The sequence below is a fragment of the Rugamonas sp. GW822-FHT03B10 genome, assembly GCF_058801745.1.
In genome coordinates, this window is the sequence record NZ_JBXANP010000028.1 from 25766 (window position 1) to 42227 (window position 16462).

At 58.2% G+C, this 16462-nt stretch carries 21 protein-coding genes; 4 read left to right on the forward strand and 17 right to left on the reverse strand.

All coding sequences use genetic code 11. The annotated features are described in order from the left end of the window. Positions 1-5: 5 nt before the first annotated feature. From AC1RQG_RS26090 to AC1RQG_RS26150, 13 genes are all read right to left on the reverse strand, one after another. Complete coding sequence (locus AC1RQG_RS26090) at positions 6-362, reverse strand: hypothetical protein (protein ID WP_493136034.1); 357 nt, start codon at positions 360-362, stop codon at positions 6-8. Continuing rightward, on the reverse strand, positions 322-1899 hold the full coding sequence (locus AC1RQG_RS26095) for a toprim domain-containing protein (protein ID WP_493136036.1): 1578 nt from the start codon (positions 1897-1899) through the stop codon (positions 322-324). Before AC1RQG_RS26095 ends, AC1RQG_RS26090 begins: the two co-directional genes overlap by 41 nt. After that, complete coding sequence (locus AC1RQG_RS26100) at positions 1896-2522, reverse strand: hypothetical protein (RefSeq protein ID WP_493136037.1); 627 nt, start codon at positions 2520-2522, stop codon at positions 1896-1898. The genes AC1RQG_RS26095 and AC1RQG_RS26100 overlap by 4 nt, the downstream gene beginning before the upstream one ends. Before the next feature lie 27 nt (positions 2523-2549). After that, on the reverse strand, positions 2550-3119 hold the full coding sequence (locus AC1RQG_RS26105; RefSeq protein WP_493136039.1) for a hypothetical protein: 570 nt from the start codon (positions 3117-3119) through the stop codon (positions 2550-2552). A gap of 8 nt (positions 3120-3127) precedes the next feature. Then, a complete protein-coding gene (locus AC1RQG_RS26110) occupies positions 3128-3397 on the reverse strand; it encodes a hypothetical protein (protein WP_493136041.1) in 270 nt (89 codons plus the stop codon). A gap of 12 nt (positions 3398-3409) precedes the next feature. After that, a complete protein-coding gene (locus tag AC1RQG_RS26115; protein ID WP_493136043.1) occupies positions 3410-4891 on the reverse strand; it encodes a hypothetical protein in 1482 nt (493 codons plus the stop codon). A gap of 62 nt (positions 4892-4953) precedes the next feature. Continuing rightward, positions 4954-5205 carry a hypothetical protein gene (locus tag AC1RQG_RS26120; RefSeq protein ID WP_493136045.1) on the reverse strand — a complete coding sequence of 84 codons (252 nt, stop codon included), beginning with the start codon at positions 5203-5205 and terminating at the stop codon, positions 4954-4956. Between the two features lie 41 nt (positions 5206-5246). Beyond that, positions 5247-6158 carry a M23 family metallopeptidase gene (locus AC1RQG_RS26125; protein WP_493136047.1) on the reverse strand — a complete coding sequence of 304 codons (912 nt, stop codon included), beginning with the start codon at positions 6156-6158 and terminating at the stop codon, positions 5247-5249. A 2-nt stretch (positions 6159-6160) separates the two neighbouring features. Then, positions 6161-6790 (reverse strand): hypothetical protein, encoded by a 630-nt coding sequence (locus tag AC1RQG_RS26130; RefSeq protein WP_493136049.1) that lies wholly within the window; start codon positions 6788-6790, stop codon positions 6161-6163. After that, positions 6787-7620 (reverse strand): conjugal transfer protein TraW family protein, encoded by an 834-nt coding sequence (locus tag AC1RQG_RS26135; protein ID WP_493136051.1) that lies wholly within the window; start codon positions 7618-7620, stop codon positions 6787-6789. Before AC1RQG_RS26135 ends, AC1RQG_RS26130 begins: the two co-directional genes overlap by 4 nt. Continuing rightward, positions 7617-8753: a conjugal transfer protein TraW family protein gene (locus AC1RQG_RS26140; RefSeq protein WP_493136053.1), complete on the reverse strand. Its 1137-nt coding sequence runs from the start codon at positions 8751-8753 to the stop codon at positions 7617-7619. Before AC1RQG_RS26140 ends, AC1RQG_RS26135 begins: the two co-directional genes overlap by 4 nt. Before the next feature lie 7 nt (positions 8754-8760). Beyond that, a complete protein-coding gene (locus AC1RQG_RS26145; RefSeq protein WP_493136055.1) occupies positions 8761-9306 on the reverse strand; it encodes a hypothetical protein in 546 nt (181 codons plus the stop codon). Next, a complete protein-coding gene (locus AC1RQG_RS26150) occupies positions 9296-9814 on the reverse strand; it encodes a type IVB secretion system protein IcmW (protein ID WP_493136057.1) in 519 nt (172 codons plus the stop codon). Before AC1RQG_RS26150 ends, AC1RQG_RS26145 begins: the two co-directional genes overlap by 11 nt. A 302-nt stretch (positions 9815-10116) precedes the next feature. Between AC1RQG_RS26150 and AC1RQG_RS26155 the strand changes: the two genes are divergently transcribed. Both AC1RQG_RS26155 and AC1RQG_RS26160 read left to right on the forward strand, forming a co-directional pair. Then, on the forward strand, positions 10117-12357 hold the full coding sequence (locus AC1RQG_RS26155) for a DotA/TraY family protein (RefSeq protein WP_493136058.1): 2241 nt from the start codon (positions 10117-10119) through the stop codon (positions 12355-12357). 12 nt (positions 12358-12369) lie between these two features. Then, positions 12370-12630, forward strand: a complete 261-nt coding sequence (locus AC1RQG_RS26160) for a hypothetical protein (protein ID WP_493136060.1) — start codon at positions 12370-12372, stop codon at positions 12628-12630. A gap of 58 nt (positions 12631-12688) precedes the next feature. On the opposite strand, the gene AC1RQG_RS26165 is transcribed toward AC1RQG_RS26160, so the two are convergent. The 3 genes from AC1RQG_RS26165 to AC1RQG_RS26175 all read right to left on the reverse strand — a co-directional run bounded on the left by AC1RQG_RS26165 (position 12689) and on the right by AC1RQG_RS26175 (position 14220). Next, positions 12689-13027 carry a hypothetical protein gene (locus tag AC1RQG_RS26165; RefSeq protein ID WP_493136061.1) on the reverse strand — a complete coding sequence of 113 codons (339 nt, stop codon included), beginning with the start codon at positions 13025-13027 and terminating at the stop codon, positions 12689-12691. A gap of 65 nt (positions 13028-13092) precedes the next feature. Beyond that, entirely contained in the window at positions 13093-13827 is a 735-nt protein-coding gene (locus AC1RQG_RS26170; RefSeq protein ID WP_493136062.1) for a hypothetical protein, read from the reverse strand. Positions 13828-13839: 12 nt separating this feature from the next. After that, on the reverse strand, positions 13840-14220 hold the full coding sequence (locus AC1RQG_RS26175) for a hypothetical protein (RefSeq protein ID WP_493136064.1): 381 nt from the start codon (positions 14218-14220) through the stop codon (positions 13840-13842). Positions 14221-14467: 247 nt separating this feature from the next. Here AC1RQG_RS26175 and AC1RQG_RS26180 point away from each other — a divergent pair, with 247 nt between their 5' ends. Continuing rightward, positions 14468-14710 (forward strand): helix-turn-helix domain-containing protein, encoded by a 243-nt coding sequence (locus AC1RQG_RS26180; protein WP_493136065.1) that lies wholly within the window; start codon positions 14468-14470, stop codon positions 14708-14710. Beyond that, positions 14703-15830: a site-specific integrase gene (locus AC1RQG_RS26185; protein ID WP_493136066.1), complete on the forward strand. Its 1128-nt coding sequence runs from the start codon at positions 14703-14705 to the stop codon at positions 15828-15830. The genes AC1RQG_RS26180 and AC1RQG_RS26185 overlap by 8 nt, the downstream gene beginning before the upstream one ends. Before the next feature lie 386 nt (positions 15831-16216). Here AC1RQG_RS26185 and AC1RQG_RS26190 read toward each other — a convergent pair. After that, positions 16217-16462: hypothetical protein (locus AC1RQG_RS26190; RefSeq protein ID WP_493136068.1), on the reverse strand; the 246-nt coding region annotated here is incomplete at its 5' end.

Consider the following 16462-nt stretch of genomic DNA (forward strand, 5'->3'; position numbering starts at 1 on the left):
TCCGTCTACGGATTCCCCCCCGCTGGGGGATACTCGTCGCTGATCAGGCCGTAGCCAGGATCCTGTCGTTTAGCCACCTCGATGATGCGTTGCACTTCATTCGCAGTCAGGCCATCTTGCCGGGCCCGATCATACTCCCGCGCTACTGCCGGCGAGTTCGTCCCGATGACGAAGTCTCGGACCAAGCTTTCCTGCTTCGATGTCAATGCCGGACTCAGGTCAAGCAGCGACAATGCCAGCATCAGCAGTGCAAGCCCACCAGCTGCCACCGCTGCCGCGACACGATGTCGACGCACCACGCGCATAGCGGCTTCGCCCCGGTCAAAAAGTTGGCCGATGACGGTGTTCCAATTCATCTTCATCAGTGTGTTCCAATTCCAGTTGTTCGATCACTTCATTCAATCGCACCTCATCACCGTCGGCGGCCGCCAGGAGCGCAGAGCGCACCAGGTCGGGCACCTCGGCTTCCGTGTCATCGAGCAGCTGCTCGATGTTCGCCGATGTGAGCACGTTCTTCAGACCAGGTGGCGCGCGATCGAACATCGCACGTCCTTTCGCAGTCAGCGTCAGGTGCTCGTCGACGAGCCCGCGTTCGATGAATCTGGCGGCATGTCCTGCGACCGTGCTCGGCCGCCCGATGCCGTGGGCGCTCATTGCCGTCAAGACCGCGGCCGCGGGATCCAGTGCCTGGACCGGCGCGGGATCCGGGGTCGCCCAGGGCAAGACCACGCGACGTGTGTCCCGGTGCCATTCGATGCTGCGCGCCCATGCCGGCACGGCTTGCAAGTCCGGTACTGCACGTTGAACCGGGACCCCCGCACACACCGACTGCCGAGCGATGATCGCCAGTGCAGCATCGCGCTCCGTCGCCTGTAGCTTCAGCGGTTTCCCAATGTCCAGCCGCGCCAGAAGGCCTTCGTTTAGCACGCGGATGGCCTCATGGGGCTCACGTGCTGACGGCGTCATTGCGGACACTATGCCGCGCTTGAAAGCCATGATGCCTTTCAGCCTGGCCAGGCGCGCGACCGCGTCGACGCCGGCACCGGTAAACGCCCTGGATTGCGTCCGCGGATAGGAAATGTCCCCTGCTTCGTACATTTGCTGTAGTAGGTCGCCTGCACGCTCGACGCTCATGTCCATACCGGTATTGAGGGCGAGCAGCGCATCGCTAAAATTCATCGGGCTGGCCATGGGCGTCGTCCAGCTATCGGCAACCGCAGCTGGCGACAAGTCAGGCGTGCCCAGCTCAGCCAGCAGCTGCGCGGGATTGCGTGCGCCCGTGACGGGCAACTTGCCCAGGAAGGGTTTGCCGCCGTCGGCGGCGGGCATTTTGAGATGGATCCGGCTATGCGGGATCCCTTGCTCTGCCAAGCCCAGTAGAGCGCTCTGTACGCGTCCAACCGGTGGCCCGTTCTCGAAGCCGGAAAGCCGCGATGCAATGAGCCGGTCGGCAATGCGACGGGCTGTCCCTGGCCGCGCCTCACTGTCGTCCACCGGCCGCAGTGTGTTGAGCGCCGCCTCGACGCTGGCCCGATCAAGTCCGCCGAAGGTCATGCGGTAGACGGGCTGCCGCACGCCCATCGCATCGATCAGGGTAGCGACGTCGGACGCGATCACACAGCCCTCTGCATCGTTGTCTGTGGCGATCAGGATGCGTCCTTCACAGCGCCGGATCTGTTCACGCAAATAGGCGAACGAATCGATCCGTTGCGGCTGCCGCTTGGTCTCGACGAATTCGCCATCGCGATATTCGATCGCCGTGTCCCGCAGGTCCGCAGGATTCTCAAGGAAGTGCCCGATGGTCGCGCAGATATCGGCATGCAGCCCGATCTGGTCAAAGACGGAGTGCAGCGTCCTAAGCTTCCCGGGTGCTTCGATGATGACCAGGTCGCGGCTCATCGAGGACGCGGGCCGATGATAGGTTCTTCAGATGGTGTGGCGTGATTGCCAGCGCGAAGTAACACCAAGCTTCGCCCATCGAACGTATTCTCAATTGCCGAACCAGTAATTGCCTGTAGGTCAACAACACATTTATCAGCGTCCAGCAAACGTCCTTCTTCATCGCAGTGGGAATAGGTCGCCCGAAACGCATCGCCTGCCACACCGTATATGTCAGTTCCTCCGGCATTGATCAGATAACCGCCGTGTTCGATTTGCATCAGCTCCCCCCAAGGTGCGCGGAACTCAACATTGCGCTCCAAGAGAACACCCAACACAGGTTTGCTAATGGATCGATATGAAACAAATCCCCCTTCAGACGAAGACATATCTGCGATTTCGTACTTAACAAGGAATTTCTCACTTGATACCAGATATTTTTCGCCCCCTGGATTTTGGACCACCATATCCGCTGACGTGGCGGTATTGGACGTCTCGAGCTTCCCATTGATATAGGTGTCAATTTTCTCCCCTTCTACAGCAGCCCTTGCAGTCACTCGGGCCGTTTTACGACACCATATCGCAGTCGCCACAGCGGCATCGAAGGTCACTTTGGGATCAATGTGTTCAAACATTGCAGTCATCTCTAATTCCTTAGGCAAAATTGGGGCTCATCGAGGACGCGGCATCGATGGTTCGGCGTCGTCGGGCGTGGCGATTTCAGGCATTCTGCCAATTGGGCTTGGGCGGCCGCCGGCAGCCGACAGCGACTGCAAGGCCATACTGCCACCGCCGAACGTATCCGTGATGCTGGGCCTTCGTTCCGATCGCACCTCATTCAGTTTCGTATCCAGGAAATTGCCGACGGCCTTGAAGCCACGCGACAGCAGAACACTGGCTGTCGACAGCACAGGCCCAACCGCAGCGACACCAAAGCCAACCCCTTGCTCGTTGCCGCCAAACGAGCGGTGTGCACCGGCAAACGCAAGCTTCACATACTCGGTCATCGAATCGATCGGCACGGCTTGCATGGCCGTGCGGTAGGCATCTACGGCCATGGAGCCGCCTTGCCGCAGCAGTTCTCCCTGGCCATGCACTTCCAGCCCTACGCCATAAAGCGCCGTACAAACGCCTATAGCCGCCGGCAGCGCAGCTGCGGCGCGCAGATCCACGCTCGCCATGCGATCACAGAATGCGCCGAACAATTTGCGGGCTTCCTGGCCCAAGTCTTCAAGGTTCATTTGTCGTCCTATACCTGTTGAGGTTCCAGATCGCTCTCCACCAGCATGCAGAACTTGAGGACCAACTCGGTCATCTGCAGCACTGTAGGGTTGAAAATGCTCACTCTGCCAGCCAGGACATCGGCCAGAAAACCAGCGTAGACCAGGCACTGGGCTTGCAGCTCGCCCAAGACGCCTGGCGACGCTGGCTTCGGTTCGGCCGCCAGCGCTGCGCTGAGTGTCTTGAACACGGCGTCCACGCGTTTGGAAAGTTGCTCGATTTGTTGAGTGTGGTTCACTGTGCCTCCCTGTTAGCGTGGCTTGAGGCGGCCCATGAGCGAATCGACCAGCTCGCTGATCCGTTCGCTGATCTGGCGCGCCATCTCCTGCAGGTGCTTGATTACGCCGTCCTTCTCGAACACGAAACCTTCCGTGGAGGCCGAAATAACTTCAAGATTGCGGTCGATGGCGTCGCTGTAGTCGAGATCCAGTTCGACGCCGGAGGCAGCGTAACGCGACGCGTTGAAATTGAACTCGTCGAGTACTTCCTGCAGTCTGGCGTACTTCTTGCCGAATTCGGGATCCTGCATCAAGTCCTGGAACCGCTTACCCAGGTGCTCGTACTGTCCCCCGGGTCCCATGCCGGCGCAGACCTCGCGCGCGGGTCGGCCAGTATCACGCATGGCGGTGATGAGATCCTCCATGCCATGCTGGCGCAGCGATTTGGTCAACGAAGCAATTTCGTTCGCGTGCTGGTCCAGCTGCGCTGCCAGGATGGAATGGCCGTTGATGCGCTCCTTGGCATACATCGACTTCGCTTTCCCACCCAATGCTTTGAGCGAGTTGAGCACCATGCTGCCGGCGGCGGCCGTCAGCGCGAACGGGGCGGACAGCATCTTAGACAGCATATCGACGCTGCCGACGCCTGCACCGCCGCCGCTTGGCTGCGCTGAAACCTGTTGGCCGTTCTGGCCGGCGAGCAGCTCATCCAGCGCCGACATGCTGTCTGGTTTGAACGTTGGGCGCTGCGCCCAGTTCGGTCGCTTGTAGCCGTCTGCGAACGCCTCGTCCGGGATCTCACTCACATCGACGTCGATGACGCCAGCGCCATAGTCGTTGTCGGGCCGGTACTCGTGGATATACGGTGCAGGAGCCTGCGCCAGGACAGGTTCGATGATGGCCGGAAGATCCTGACCAGCAGCGCCCAGCTGCGGTTCAGCGTGCATAGATTGGAGGACTTGGGCTAAGCCGTCATGGCCTGGAGGCGCGAACTCGTTCCACAGCTTATGCACTTCGACGCCATGACCAGCATCGACGGCCTTGCGGATCTCGCCCTCGATCAGGCCCCAGGCCATCGCGCCGCGGGCGCGCACGGCCGGGTCCGGCGCTTGTTCCACGGACCAGTCGCGCCCTTTGAGCAGTTCGTAGAGCAGCACCAGTTCCGCCGGCAGCTCGTCCTCTTTTGCGTGATCGTGCTCGTCTTTTGTCTTTTGCTCTGGCGTCTCTGTCGCCGTAGGCTCAGCGCCCCCGCTTGCGCTCAGGGCAGGCTCAGCAGCTGCGCCATGACTCGGTGCAGCTTGTTCGTCACCCGGGGTTGTCGCACGGGGAAACTGGCGCGCGCCGGCAACGGCAGCTTGCGCGGATTGAGCGGCCTTCGATGTCGCGCCCTCATTTGCTATCGCATCCGGAGGCAACTCCGGTGCTTCATCCGGTGCACTGTCCGCACCATCGTGTTCATCTTGCAATTTTTTCAGCAGCCCCATGATCGCCCCTAAGTTGATTGACAGCAGCAATTTTACTTTCGTTAGCTTATAACGTCAGCAAATATATGCAAATACCTGTTTCAACGGGTTATTTAGGTCGCCGAGACTTCTCGTTCCACCACCACCGCCGGGGTTCCCGTGTAGGTGAAATAAAGGTATTGCGATTCTGCAACAGATACGGCAGACGTGGCCACACGGACGCCGATCAGGGCGTTCGCGCGATCTGGCGCGGCCATTGCCAGCGTATCGAGTGCATCCTGCAGGTCACCCGCATCAATTCCATCGCTCGATACGAGGAGGCGTTTAGTGAACTGGACCATCGTAAATACCTCTTCGATGACCATGTGACCAGGTACCGCGTCGCAGGTGAGCAGTGCCCTTGTCGTCATTTCGCAGGACCTGCCTTGGCGGCAGCCTCGCGTTGACGCTGCAAGCGCACGGCGATCTCCCGCTTATTCTGCCTCGCGAATTTGGTTGCGAGCAGCGTTTCGACCCGATCCCGAGCCTGGCTCTTGTGGTACTCCAAATATTGCTCAAGCGCGAGCATGTGCAAGTACTCGACCAAAAGCGGAACCATGCCGCGCTCAGATTGCTCCCTGTACCAGTCGGGATTTCCGAACCGCTTACTTATCTCGGTCTCAAAGACCTCGGCCGTCGACATGTCATCAAATTGTTCGGCCTTAACTGCTGGGACACTGGGCTGCCCGGTGCCGCCACCGCCTGCCACCGGCGGGATAGTGCCTTCATTGCCGCCGGAGCACTGCCCGCCATCTGGATTGCAGGCCTGCACAGGGAAGCCGGCGACCGAAGCGGCGTCAGCCTTCCGGGTCACGCCTCCACACAACAGCGGTTCGGGGTTGATGTCGCTCTTCGCACCGCCCTGGTAAACCTCGAAGTGCAAGTGCGGTGCAGCCGACGCGTGACCGGTGTTGCCGGAGAGGGCAACAGCCTGGCCGGCTGACACGTGCGTGCCAGAATCGACAGTGGCACGCGTCAAATGCAGATATCGGCTGACAGTCCCATCGTCGCCAACGATACGCAACTCGTTACCGCCGCTCGCCGAGCTGGCGACTTGGACCACCCCACTGTGGCTGGCCACCAGGGCGGTGCTCATCTCAGCGCGCAGGTCGACCCCGCGGTGAAGCCGCCATGTCTTGAACACAGGATGGAACCGCCAGCCGTAAATGCTGGTGACCAGCTTGGACGGCGCTGGAACGGTCAAACACGCCGCCGCGTCGCCGGCCACGCTGAGAAACACGATTGCCGCAGCTGCGGCGATTCCCAAACGCTTCGCCATGCTTACCTCGCCTTCAACGCGTCGTCGATGATGCGACGCTCTACGGCCGTTGCGGCGAGGCGGTCCAGTCCCAGGTTGCCGGCGCTCACGGCGATATCGTCACGATAGATATCACCCATGACACGCAGCTGGGCCACGAGATAGAGCTCCGGCCGCAAGGACTTCAGCACCTGCTGCGCCTTGCTCGCGCGGGTGCGGAACTGGATCATGTCCACATCCTCTTCATCGGACGGGGCGAGCATAGCGTCAACAAAGTGGGCCAGGCCTTTGCCGCCCTGGCTTTGAGCGAAACCAGGCTGGATTCGGGCAATGCTAACCAGCGTTCCGCCGGCGATCGGGTAGCCGTTCATGAGCAGCCCCGCCGCCTGGTAATACAGCGCTTTCAGATATGCATCCTTCGTGCCGGCAAGGGTCCCAGCAGCGGCATACTGCTGCTGCAGCATGCCGTCCAGCTGGGCCACAGCCTGCTTGTCAGTGAGTTTGAATCGGGCCTGATATTTTACGGCAGCTGACCGGATCAGCGCTGGCACATCGACCGCGCCGCCTCGCACTATCTCGGTGGCAGAGCTGTTTGCGGTCATGGCCACGAGAGCCAGAAGCGCAGCGGCGAGCGCGCGAAAAACCTGTTTCATTGTTGGTGTCTCCGTGTACGGTGTGCGATTGCGGCATTGAAACTGTGAGCCGCCACAGAAAGAGCGGCCTGGTCGATCAACATGTCGGTGTCCGCAGCTTTAGCTTGCTCGGACTTTGCCGTTGCCGGCAAGCGCTGCAATGGAATTGGGTTCACGACGTTGCGCACGAAAGCGTTGGCGGCATCGCGCTCCTCATCGGACAGCGTGGCATACTGCCCATCACCCGGCGTAAAGATGGTATTGACCGTCAGGTCGGCATTCTGCATGGTCGACGACGCGATCGCATCACAGCGCCCTCGGTCCTTGTCCGAGGATGAGCAGTACGGCTGGTGCCGCGAAATCACCGTAGACGAATCCTGGGCACGAGTCGAGTACACTTCCGCAACAAAGGCCTGATCGGCAACAGTGACCTTCTGGCGCACAACGTCACGTTGCTCGGACAGAATCAGGGCATTGGCCAGCGTCAGGTTTTGCTGGGCGGGGGTTACTGCCCTCTCTGCCGCCTCGCCAGCAGCTTCCTGCATGTGCAGCTGAGTTTGAACGGTGATCTCACCCTGCTTGAAGATCTTGCCGGCCGCCGTCTGCTTCTGCATCTCGGCCATTTGCTTACCGAAGCCATTGCCCCAGCTAACGGAAAGCTGGAGCTCGATCACGTTGACGATCGAGCCGACGGACGCGGTAATGGTGCTGATTACACCGGTGCCGGCCTGCACGAATGCAGCGTACCCAACAAATCCCCATGGGTCGCAGCACACCTGGGCAACAGCCTTATACATTGGTCCGAGCGAAAGAAGAAGGGCAATGACGATTGCCCCGAAGATCCGCTTCATTGGCCGGCCTTCGCGGCAACGCTTCGCGCCGAGCTCAGGCGGCTCTCGGAGTCGCGCTTCACATCCATCGCCAGCTGCGTAGCGAGAATCGTCTCAACCCGCTCCATCTGCTGGAAGGACTTGTGATCCATCCAGAGCTTGAACGCCTGCATCTTGTTCATTTCACGCAGGAGATTCTCCATCGAGAAACCTGCGATCATGGTGTACCACGCTGGCGACTCGAAGCGCCCGCGCACCTGACTCTCCATGAGCTCGAGCTCGGACACGTCGGCCTTGTTCAGCATCGCAGAGGATCCCAGACCGACCACCGGCGTACGCATGGCGATGGCACGATTAAGCGAATTTGCGGCCACGGATGCGCGCGCCTGCTCGATATACTGCCCTGCCACAAACGCTTTGCCCTGAGGTGTCTTTTCCCAGTCTTTGGGAATGTTTTGCGTAGGAATCGGGTTAGCCAAATTGCCAACCAGCGAGCGGGCCGCATCGATCTGATCGGAAGTATAACTGCTGCTGTTGAGCATAGCGTCGGCACGCACATCCGCGTTTTGCATGCTCGAATCCACCGGATTCGAGCAGCGACCCAGCTGGGCGTCCTGCTGGGAGCAGTATTTGTTGACGTGGTCGTCGTAGATCTTCGATACCACCGCCGAGGTATTTGCCGTGAACAGTGTTCGCTTGGAAAAGTCGCGGTTCAAATCATTCAGATTTTGCTGCGCTTCGGCAGTAGCGGCCGAGCCGGCAATGCCCCCGGCACTCTCAAAGCAGACCCGTGGCGAAAGTTCGTACTTTGTAGCAGCATCAGCTCGCGCCTTCTCCATATACATCTGCGTCTGCGCGGCGATCACACCTTGTTCGAACACACGCTGCTGGGCTGTCTGCTTTGCCATCTCCCCGTACAGCTTGCCGAAGCCGGACGCGATGGTCATGTTGACACGTTCCATCCAGGTGACAATGGTGGTGGTCGCCGTAGCAACCGCAGCCGATACGGCCGCGCCGGCTGAGGACGCGCCGGCTGCCGCAATCGGGCCGTCGCCGCAGCACGCATCTGCTGTCGGAACGTTAGAGCCGCCGATGATGAGAACGCACACCAGCGTCACCGCCAGGTATTTCAATTTGTTGAATACATTGCGCATGGTGCTATCACTTGAGGAAGTTGATGACGCGGTCCACGGCGTTCGTTGCCGCGTTCGTGGCCGTATTCTTCAGCGTCGTGCCATTATCAGTCTTGATGATGGTCGATACCCCGGATGGTAAGCCCGCACCGGTTTGCGTCCCGACATTCACACCAGGAATCTGATTCACCCCGGTCACAGACTGGCCCACCGACTGTTGAGCGTCCTGCACCGACTTGTTGAATTGCTGCGCGGCCGACTGGCAAGCCTTCTGCATCATGGCTTGTGCCGCTTGCTGAAGAATGTTCGTAATGTCGCCCAAGCTCGGGATGTTGAACGAAAAGCCAACGTTGAACTTGTTGATGAAGTCGAGGCAGCTGGTAGTAGCGTCCTCGAAGGTCTTGCCAGGATCGGTTCGCGGCTGGTAGGTCTGGATATAGCGCAGCTGCGCATCTTGAGCAGCCTTCTTGATACCGTCACAATAAATTTGCACCGATTGTGGATCCACTGCATAGCTCACGGCGGGAGTGAGCAGCGCCATCCCGAGGATGGCCACGGCCAAGTTACGTTTCATGTCGTTCCTTCTCTTCCTGGTAATTCCCGATCGCCCGCGCAATGCTGTCGAGCATCGCCGGGTCCAATAGTTTCTTGAAAAACGGCGTGTTCTGAATCACGCGCAGCCGCTGAACCATGGTACTGGCCAGCATTGGGTCCAACACGTTGGCGAATGCGCCTTCTTGATCACGTGCCAGCAAAGCGTTTAAGCACTGCGTCCCAAGTCCACTCTGCGCGGTGTCCATCCACTGGATCAACCTCAATGCCTTGCTGCTGCTGATATAGACCAGGAAGAACAAGAGCTCATTCTTGTCCGCGCCGGCCAGGCGACGGGTGGCTTCTGGATCGGCCAACCTCAGGCCCATCCTTGACAGCCGCTCGCCAACATCCGGGCCACTGTCCAGCGTCCAGTCTTCTGTTTTTTCGATGCTCTCGAACAATTGACCTAACTCAGGGGAAACCTGTTGCCAATATTCATGAACATTGTCTGTTGAAAGGCTGAGCATGGTAGACGTTTGAACTTTCATTGTATTATCATGCGCTAGTATTGTTTAAAAAAGCCTGTCAGTCAATAGCGGATAATAACGTGCTACGCATCCTGAAGAACTACAAAACCTCACTATCCGATGCCGAAAAGACATCGAATACTGCACCAAAATCGACGTTGCCCGTTATAGAACGAGCTGCGGAGACGACGGCCGCGCCTACTTGGTTGGGAATGTCTTCCAGGCTGCTAGCTCGCCTGAATGTTGCCGACGAGTCAACCCCGGAAATGCAGATGCCGACGCCTTTGGCTCCTGCACCATCAAATCGCCCCAAGGGCTAGCTCATGAAAAAACTCTTCACCTTACTCGGCCTTTGCTTACTGTCGGGCGTCGTTCTTGCCGATCCGAACTCATCGACGACGCTCAACCAGTTCACGCCACCGGCCAGCGATTTGTCGGTGGAGTATTTGCGCGAGGTATTCGGCAGCATCATCGGCTTCATCCATAGCGGTGCCAACGTCCAAGGCGGCCAGACCACCGACGTGCTCGGCGCGATGATGAAGATCTTCAATAGCGCGGTCCTCTTCCTGGGCATGATTTTTGTCGGCTACACGACTGTCAAGGGAACGATCGACTCGGCGCACGACGGCGAAGTTCTGGGCAACAAAATGTCCTCCATTTGGGTGCCGCTGCGCACCGTCGGCGGGACCGCCCTGCTCCTCCCTTTGGGATCCGGCTATTCCCTGATCCAGATCTTCATTCTTTGGCTCGCTCTGCAAGGCGTGGGGATCGGCGACGCCATTTGGAAAGCTGCTATCGAGCAGATGAACCAGGACAACATGATCGCCCGGCCGATGATCCCTGACTCGCGCCCGCTCGCCGCCAATATCCTCAAGTTCGAAGTGTGCGCTGCGGCCATGAACAAGCAATTCCAGGAATCGAATCGCAGCACCCGGATCACTGCGGTATCGATACCGCAGACAGTGTCGAACACCGGTGAGCTGCTCAACTACGACGTCTTCGACGCGGTTGCACCAGTGGGCGTGTACACGACCATCAAGAACTTCTCGAACGCGCGCTACAGCGTGGTCGATTACAAGTGGCGCGCCAACGACAACACCTACCAGAATCCGGACGTTTGCGGCGGCATCAGCTGGAAGCAGTCCTGGGAAGCATCCGAGGGCAATAGCAACACCAAGGTGATCAAGGCCCCGATCATGGCGGCACACGCGCAAGCCGTTCAGAAGATGATCATTGCGCTGCAACCGATCGCCGACCAGATCGTGGCGGGTCAAAAGCCACCACCTGGTGCGCTGGAATCGGCCTCGGCCGACTATGAGACCGCCCTGCGCGCCGCGGCGAAAACCGCCGTCCAAAACACGAATGACCGCGCGCGCAGCGACTTTATGAAGGGAGCGCAGGACGGTGGATGGATCTTCGCCGGAACCTGGTACAACCATATCGTCAAAATGAATGATGTGATGCAGTCCACGCTCAACGGCTTGCCAACGTCGGACGCAATCGACATTTCCGACAAAGAGACCAAGGAAGCGCTCATGACCTACCAGGACGCTATCGCCACGGCCGACGAATACGTCAAGCATCGAGCCGACAGCGTACGCAGCGTCTACTACGCCGAGACCAACGTGCGTGCGCCGCGCGAGGGCGAAGGTGCCTGGGAATACGTTCGCAAGCTGATTTCCGCCCCATTCATGGGCGCGATCAATCAGATGACGCAGGAGATTGCAGGATCCAACCTCAATCACATGAGCCAGATGAAATCGTTCGGCGACACCATCGTCGGTACCGGTGAGGCAATGCTGGTCACGCTAGCCAGCGCTTCCGGCGTGGCTAATTCGCTGGGTGCGAAAGCGACGGTCGGCATCGGCTTCGATATTGGCGCAGTATTCCAGTTCCTATCCGGCATCCTGACCCTGTTACTGCTGGCCCTACTGGGATTCGGCATCACGCTATCGACCTACGTTCCCATGATCCCATCGATCACCTGGACCACCTCCGTGGTGAACTGGTTCGTACTGGTTTTTGAGGCCGTGATCGCAGGCCCGCTGTTCGGCATCGCCCACGTGCATCCTGATGGCGATGACGCCGTCGGCAAGGCGGGCCAAGGTTACATGATGATCCTCTCGCTGTGCATGCGACCGGCATTGATGCTGTTCGGCCTGATCGGCGCGATGCTGCTCACCCAGCCGATCACTGGTATCGTGAACGTGATGTTCATGACTGTGGTCTCCGGCGTCCAGGCAGATGCCTTGACCGGTATCGTATCCTTCATCTGCTATGTGGCGATCTATGTCATCACGATGACTACAGTGGTGCATATTGTCTTCTCGCTGATCCACTGGATCCCAGACAACATCTTGCGCTGGCTCGGCTCTCACGCCGCTGGTCTTGGCGGTGCCGAAAACAAAGGTGATCAAGGGCACGATGTTCTGGTGGGCGGTGTACGCGAAGCGAAACACGGAGCTGCGGGCGGTCTCGGCGGTGGCCGCGATAAGAAGGCGGCTCCGGAAACCCCGACCCCAAACGGGCCTACGAATCATGAGCTGCTCGGCTCAGGTCAATAAAGGAGATGAACGATGCCACTGCCCCCAGACCCTGAAGATTTTAACGAGGCGCGCGCACAGCTGGCCGCCGTCGCCCTGGACACTTATACCAGGAAGGCCTTCCATGATCGGCAAGATCCGGATGCTGGGACTTACGGCCTGCGCGATCTCCTGTGCAATTTGCGCCATTGGGCAGACCGCAATGGGAAAGACTGGGAAACCGAGTTGTCGGCGGCCATGGCCAGCTATGATGAAGAAACGCTGGATCCCGACCGCCCGCAACCTGGGCGCTGATTTCGCGTTAACAAAAAAAGGCCGGATCGTCCGGCCTTCTTTCTGGGTAAAAATTCGACTACCGAGGACGTGACAGCACTTGCCCAGTTGCGACATCGAACTTGTAGCCCTTCGCACCCAGCGCGCCCGCGATGTGACGACGACGCATCAGATCGCGGTTGCCTTTGTCCAGCAGCGGCGAGTTAGGATCTGCTTTTTTCAACGCCTCCAATGCCATTTTCAGCACCAGGTCGTTGGCATCGAACTCGGCCTGCTTGAATACAGCGGACTCATCCGCCTTCGCCAGACGCTGTTGCAAAGCCGAGGCGTGCCCCTGCCAATCAGCTGCTTCGGCGCGCTTATCCGTACCCCAGAAGCGCCCCATCATTTGAGCGCCCAACATATCCATAGCCATCATGGCCTCCGACTTTAGTAGACAATACGCCCCAAAGATAGCTCTTGCTTTGAAGCATGTCAAGAAAATTACCGTTTGTTGCCTTTGTTCAACGCCATGAAATACTTCATCTCACCGGACGGAATGGCATTCTCGGTTAAACCGCACCGACGGAGCGCCTCCCAGGCCTTCGTCGAAATCGCGACCATGGCTCCCCTGCTCTCCCGGTCGTTGGCCAAGTTCAGATATTCTGCAGGCCGAGACAGCCGTAAAACGCGAAGGTAGGCCTCTTGCAGGTGCAGATGGCCTACGAGGTTCCGGATCTGCTTGGGGGCCGAGTCGGGCTCGTTGACGCACACGAAGCTGGCCACGTGCGCGTGCGCGTTGATTTCGTCCACTACGTTGCCCAGATGATTATTTGGCGTACTCGGCATATATACCGAGTAGATCACCCCTTTCTCGTCTGGAAGCACGAAGGAGTAGACGTCCTTGTTCGCCAACGAGGGCCAAGGCGCTTGCGCACCGGCCTCGCGCGCAAGGTAGGGCTCGTAGTAGATTCCGTCGATAAAATAGCCGCGATGGACAGCAGACGCGATGTGAATTTCTTCGTGAACCGTCGTCGCCAATTTTTCAAACGGCGCGCGGAATCCCTGGCGATTCGCATACTCGCCGAGAGCTGCTTGATAGCTTGAGTACTCCTGATAGAGCGCGTACAGCGCTGGCTCCTGTTTCTTCAGCACATCCGCTGGCGACAGCTGCGCAGCTGCTGGTGCAACAGCAGCTGCGCACATCAGCACCGCAAAGACTTTGATCAGTTTGGACATCGAGAACTTGGCCTAGCGCACGCGGCGAACTTTGATGTACAACAGCGCCTCATCATCGATCTCGCACTCGCAATCGAAGCGCAAATACTTAAACGCCTGGTATCGGGCCTTGCTGCGCGTTTCGGCCTCGACCGTGAACCAGGAGGACGAATCGAACTCGTCGCGCCAGGGAGCGAGGCATTTCCAGCTTTTCGTTTCGGGCAGCTTCTCTAACTCGCCATACACCACTTCGTGAGTCGGATGGTAAGGAAGGATCTCGTTCCGACCGTCTAAGCGCACGCCGATGTATTGCCTGATCGGTTCCATGATGACGCCCGCCAGTCCGGAGCAAATCACGCGTCGACCACGCTCTGCGGGCACGCGATAGTGGTCTTGAATATATTGAAAGCTCATCTCGATCTCCGGTGTTAAACACGAAATATCTTAGGTGCACTTGTGCACCACGTCAAGAAAATATTTCCCTGAAGTTCGAAAATAGTCGGATGACATCTAGAGGCAACGCTCTGAAAATACTAGATTGCAAACAAAGTCTGTGACAGTCCACCCTCGAATGCGAAGAATGATAATTCCGGCGCTTCCTGCATGGCTTCTCCTAGAATTATATCAACTCATTTTATAGACTGCCCTATCGATTATCTGGATGACAAATAATGAAGCGTTTGGCGTGACACTTCGAGAAATACGCAACGAACAGAAGATGTCACAAGATGCGCTCGCATTTGACGCCAACTTAAATAGAACCTATATTTCCACCCTCGAAAAAGGGAGACGGTCTCCCAGCCTCGACACAATGATCGCTTTGTGTGAGGCGCTAGAGGTGCCATTGAGCACGCTCGTGCTCCGCATGGAAGCAATTCTGGCCGCCGGCGAGGGGCATGAATAACCCGACGATGCGGGTTGCGCTTGAGACCTACAGAGTCAAGGTATCCCTGCTCAAAAAAGGGTACGCTCAAGAAAAGTACCGCATCGAGCGACTGAAGCGCTCCTTCCTCGGCAAGAAGCGTGTGCGCGAGGTGACAAGCGTCGACATCGCCACCTACCGCGACCAGCGCCTCGCCGACCTCAACCCTCAAACTCAGCAGCCGTTGTCGCCGGCATCCGTTCGCCTAGAACTTTGTCTGCTCTCCAACTTCTTCGATCTGTGCCGCATCGAGTGGGGCTACTGCGACGACAATCCCGTCGCTAAAGTGCGCAAGCCAAAGCCACCGCCGGGCCGCGAACGACGGTTCACCGCGCGCGAGGACAGGCTGATTTTACGGTATTGCCATCAGCACTCGAATTCAAGTCTTTACTCCATAGTTGTGCTTGCGCTTGAAACTGCGATGCGTCAAGGTGAGCTATTGAAACTGGAATGGGAACACATCAACCTTAAAACCGGCATCGCGCATCTGCCGTCGACGAAGAACGGCTCAAAACGCGATGTCCCATTGTCACAAAGGGCTCGTGAGGCTTTGATGAGAATGGGCGTTCAGCCATCAGGGCGCGTTTTCACCTACACGTCAGAAGGGTTCAAGAGCACCTGGCGCTACATGATGGGCAAGCTCGGCATCGAGGACCTACACTTCCACGATGCACGCCACGAAGCTATATCCCGTTTCTTCGAACTGGGCACGCTCGACATCATGGAGATCTCGGCGATCAGCGGGCACAAGAGCCTCTCCATGTTGAAGCGGTACACACACCTTCGGGCAACAAAGCTAGTGCGAAAACTGGAGGGCAATCGGAATAAAGGCAAACAAGCAGTACTGAATAACCTTGTGCCCTACCCTGCCATGATCGAAGAGCGTGCAGAAGGCTTCGGATTCCGCTTCCCAGATTTCGACAATCTAGCCGGCATCGGGAACTGCAGGGACTCCACCATTCAACTTGCCAGGGACGCACTGCTTCGAGAGATCGTCACATCAATGCGCGGAAATGGAGCAGTTCCGGTACCCGACCACTACTTGGAAATAATCGACGAACGACACATTGTGATGATTGATCCATTGCCCATGACCATGTGAATACAGCTATGCCACATTATTTTCGAGAAAGCGTTAAGGATTTGGGCCTGATAACCCCCTCGCCAATCCGGTCTCAACGGATCGGCGCGCGCCGCGACCCTCCTGACCGCTCTGGCGCTGCCGGCGGCGGCCGGCCCGATCGACTGGGCACACCAGTCGGGCGCGGTCCAGGCGAACGGTGCTGTCACCGTCAAGAGCCTGTCTGGCGGTTCCTATGTCGCTACCAGCAACCCAGGCGGCGCGGTCGCGCGCGCTAACCAGAACGCGACCACGCAGCCGCCGACAGTTATTATTCAAGCTACGGGTGCTGGTGGAACCAATGTCGCCGCGACACGAACAAAATACTCCGGCAACCTTGGAGGACTATCTGGCGCTGATGCTATTTGTCAGTCGGCATTCGGTAGCGGATGGTATTTTGCAGACTCCGCTTCATTGTCTGGTGCGCAGACGGTCGACCGTGGGATATATGCTTGGTTCAACGCGTTCGGAATAAATTCAGCGAATAATACATGCCAAGCATTTACCTCGAGCGACAACGCTTTTACAGGGACCACCTCAAGTGGAAGTAATGTAGGCTGTGGTACATTGCTGTCTGTTATTTGCATTCGGCGATAGCCTCGCCAATCCGGTCG

Excerpts from the sequence above, each read along its gene's own strand:
- AC1RQG_RS26150 (WP_493136057.1), bottom strand. The coding sequence starts at position 9,814 with ATGAAAGTTCAAACGTCTACCATGCTCAGCCTTTCAACAGACAATGTT.
- AC1RQG_RS26140 (WP_493136053.1), bottom strand. The coding sequence starts at position 8,753 with ATGCGCAATGTATTCAACAAATTGAAATACCTGGCGGTGACGCTGGTG.
- AC1RQG_RS26165 (WP_493136061.1), bottom strand. The coding sequence starts at position 13,027 with ATGATGGCTATGGATATGTTGGGCGCTCAAATGATGGGGCGCTTCTGG.
- AC1RQG_RS26135 (WP_493136051.1), bottom strand. The coding sequence starts at position 7,620 with ATGAAGCGGATCTTCGGGGCAATCGTCATTGCCCTTCTTCTTTCGCTC.
- AC1RQG_RS26095 (WP_493136036.1), bottom strand. The coding sequence starts at position 1,899 with ATGAGCCGCGACCTGGTCATCATCGAAGCACCCGGGAAGCTTAGGACG.
- AC1RQG_RS26090 (WP_493136034.1), bottom strand. The coding sequence starts at position 362 with ATGAAGATGAATTGGAACACCGTCATCGGCCAACTTTTTGACCGGGGC.
- AC1RQG_RS26130 (WP_493136049.1), bottom strand. The coding sequence starts at position 6,790 with ATGAAACAGGTTTTTCGCGCGCTCGCCGCTGCGCTTCTGGCTCTCGTG.
- AC1RQG_RS26105 (WP_493136039.1), bottom strand. The coding sequence starts at position 3,119 with ATGAACCTTGAAGACTTGGGCCAGGAAGCCCGCAAATTGTTCGGCGCA.
- AC1RQG_RS26180 (WP_493136065.1), top strand. The coding sequence starts at position 14,468 with ATGACAAATAATGAAGCGTTTGGCGTGACACTTCGAGAAATACGCAAC.
- AC1RQG_RS26120 (WP_493136045.1), bottom strand. The coding sequence starts at position 5,205 with ATGGTCATCGAAGAGGTATTTACGATGGTCCAGTTCACTAAACGCCTC.
- AC1RQG_RS26185 (WP_493136066.1), top strand. The coding sequence starts at position 14,703 with ATGAATAACCCGACGATGCGGGTTGCGCTTGAGACCTACAGAGTCAAG.
- AC1RQG_RS26125 (WP_493136047.1), bottom strand. The coding sequence starts at position 6,158 with ATGGCGAAGCGTTTGGGAATCGCCGCAGCTGCGGCAATCGTGTTTCTC.
- AC1RQG_RS26145 (WP_493136055.1), bottom strand. The coding sequence starts at position 9,306 with ATGAAACGTAACTTGGCCGTGGCCATCCTCGGGATGGCGCTGCTCACT.
- AC1RQG_RS26155 (WP_493136058.1), top strand. The coding sequence starts at position 10,117 with ATGAAAAAACTCTTCACCTTACTCGGCCTTTGCTTACTGTCGGGCGTC.
- AC1RQG_RS26100 (WP_493136037.1), bottom strand. The coding sequence starts at position 2,522 with ATGACTGCAATGTTTGAACACATTGATCCCAAAGTGACCTTCGATGCC.
- AC1RQG_RS26160 (WP_493136060.1), top strand. The coding sequence starts at position 12,370 with ATGCCACTGCCCCCAGACCCTGAAGATTTTAACGAGGCGCGCGCACAG.
- AC1RQG_RS26175 (WP_493136064.1), bottom strand. The coding sequence starts at position 14,220 with ATGAGCTTTCAATATATTCAAGACCACTATCGCGTGCCCGCAGAGCGT.
- AC1RQG_RS26170 (WP_493136062.1), bottom strand. The coding sequence starts at position 13,827 with ATGTCCAAACTGATCAAAGTCTTTGCGGTGCTGATGTGCGCAGCTGCT.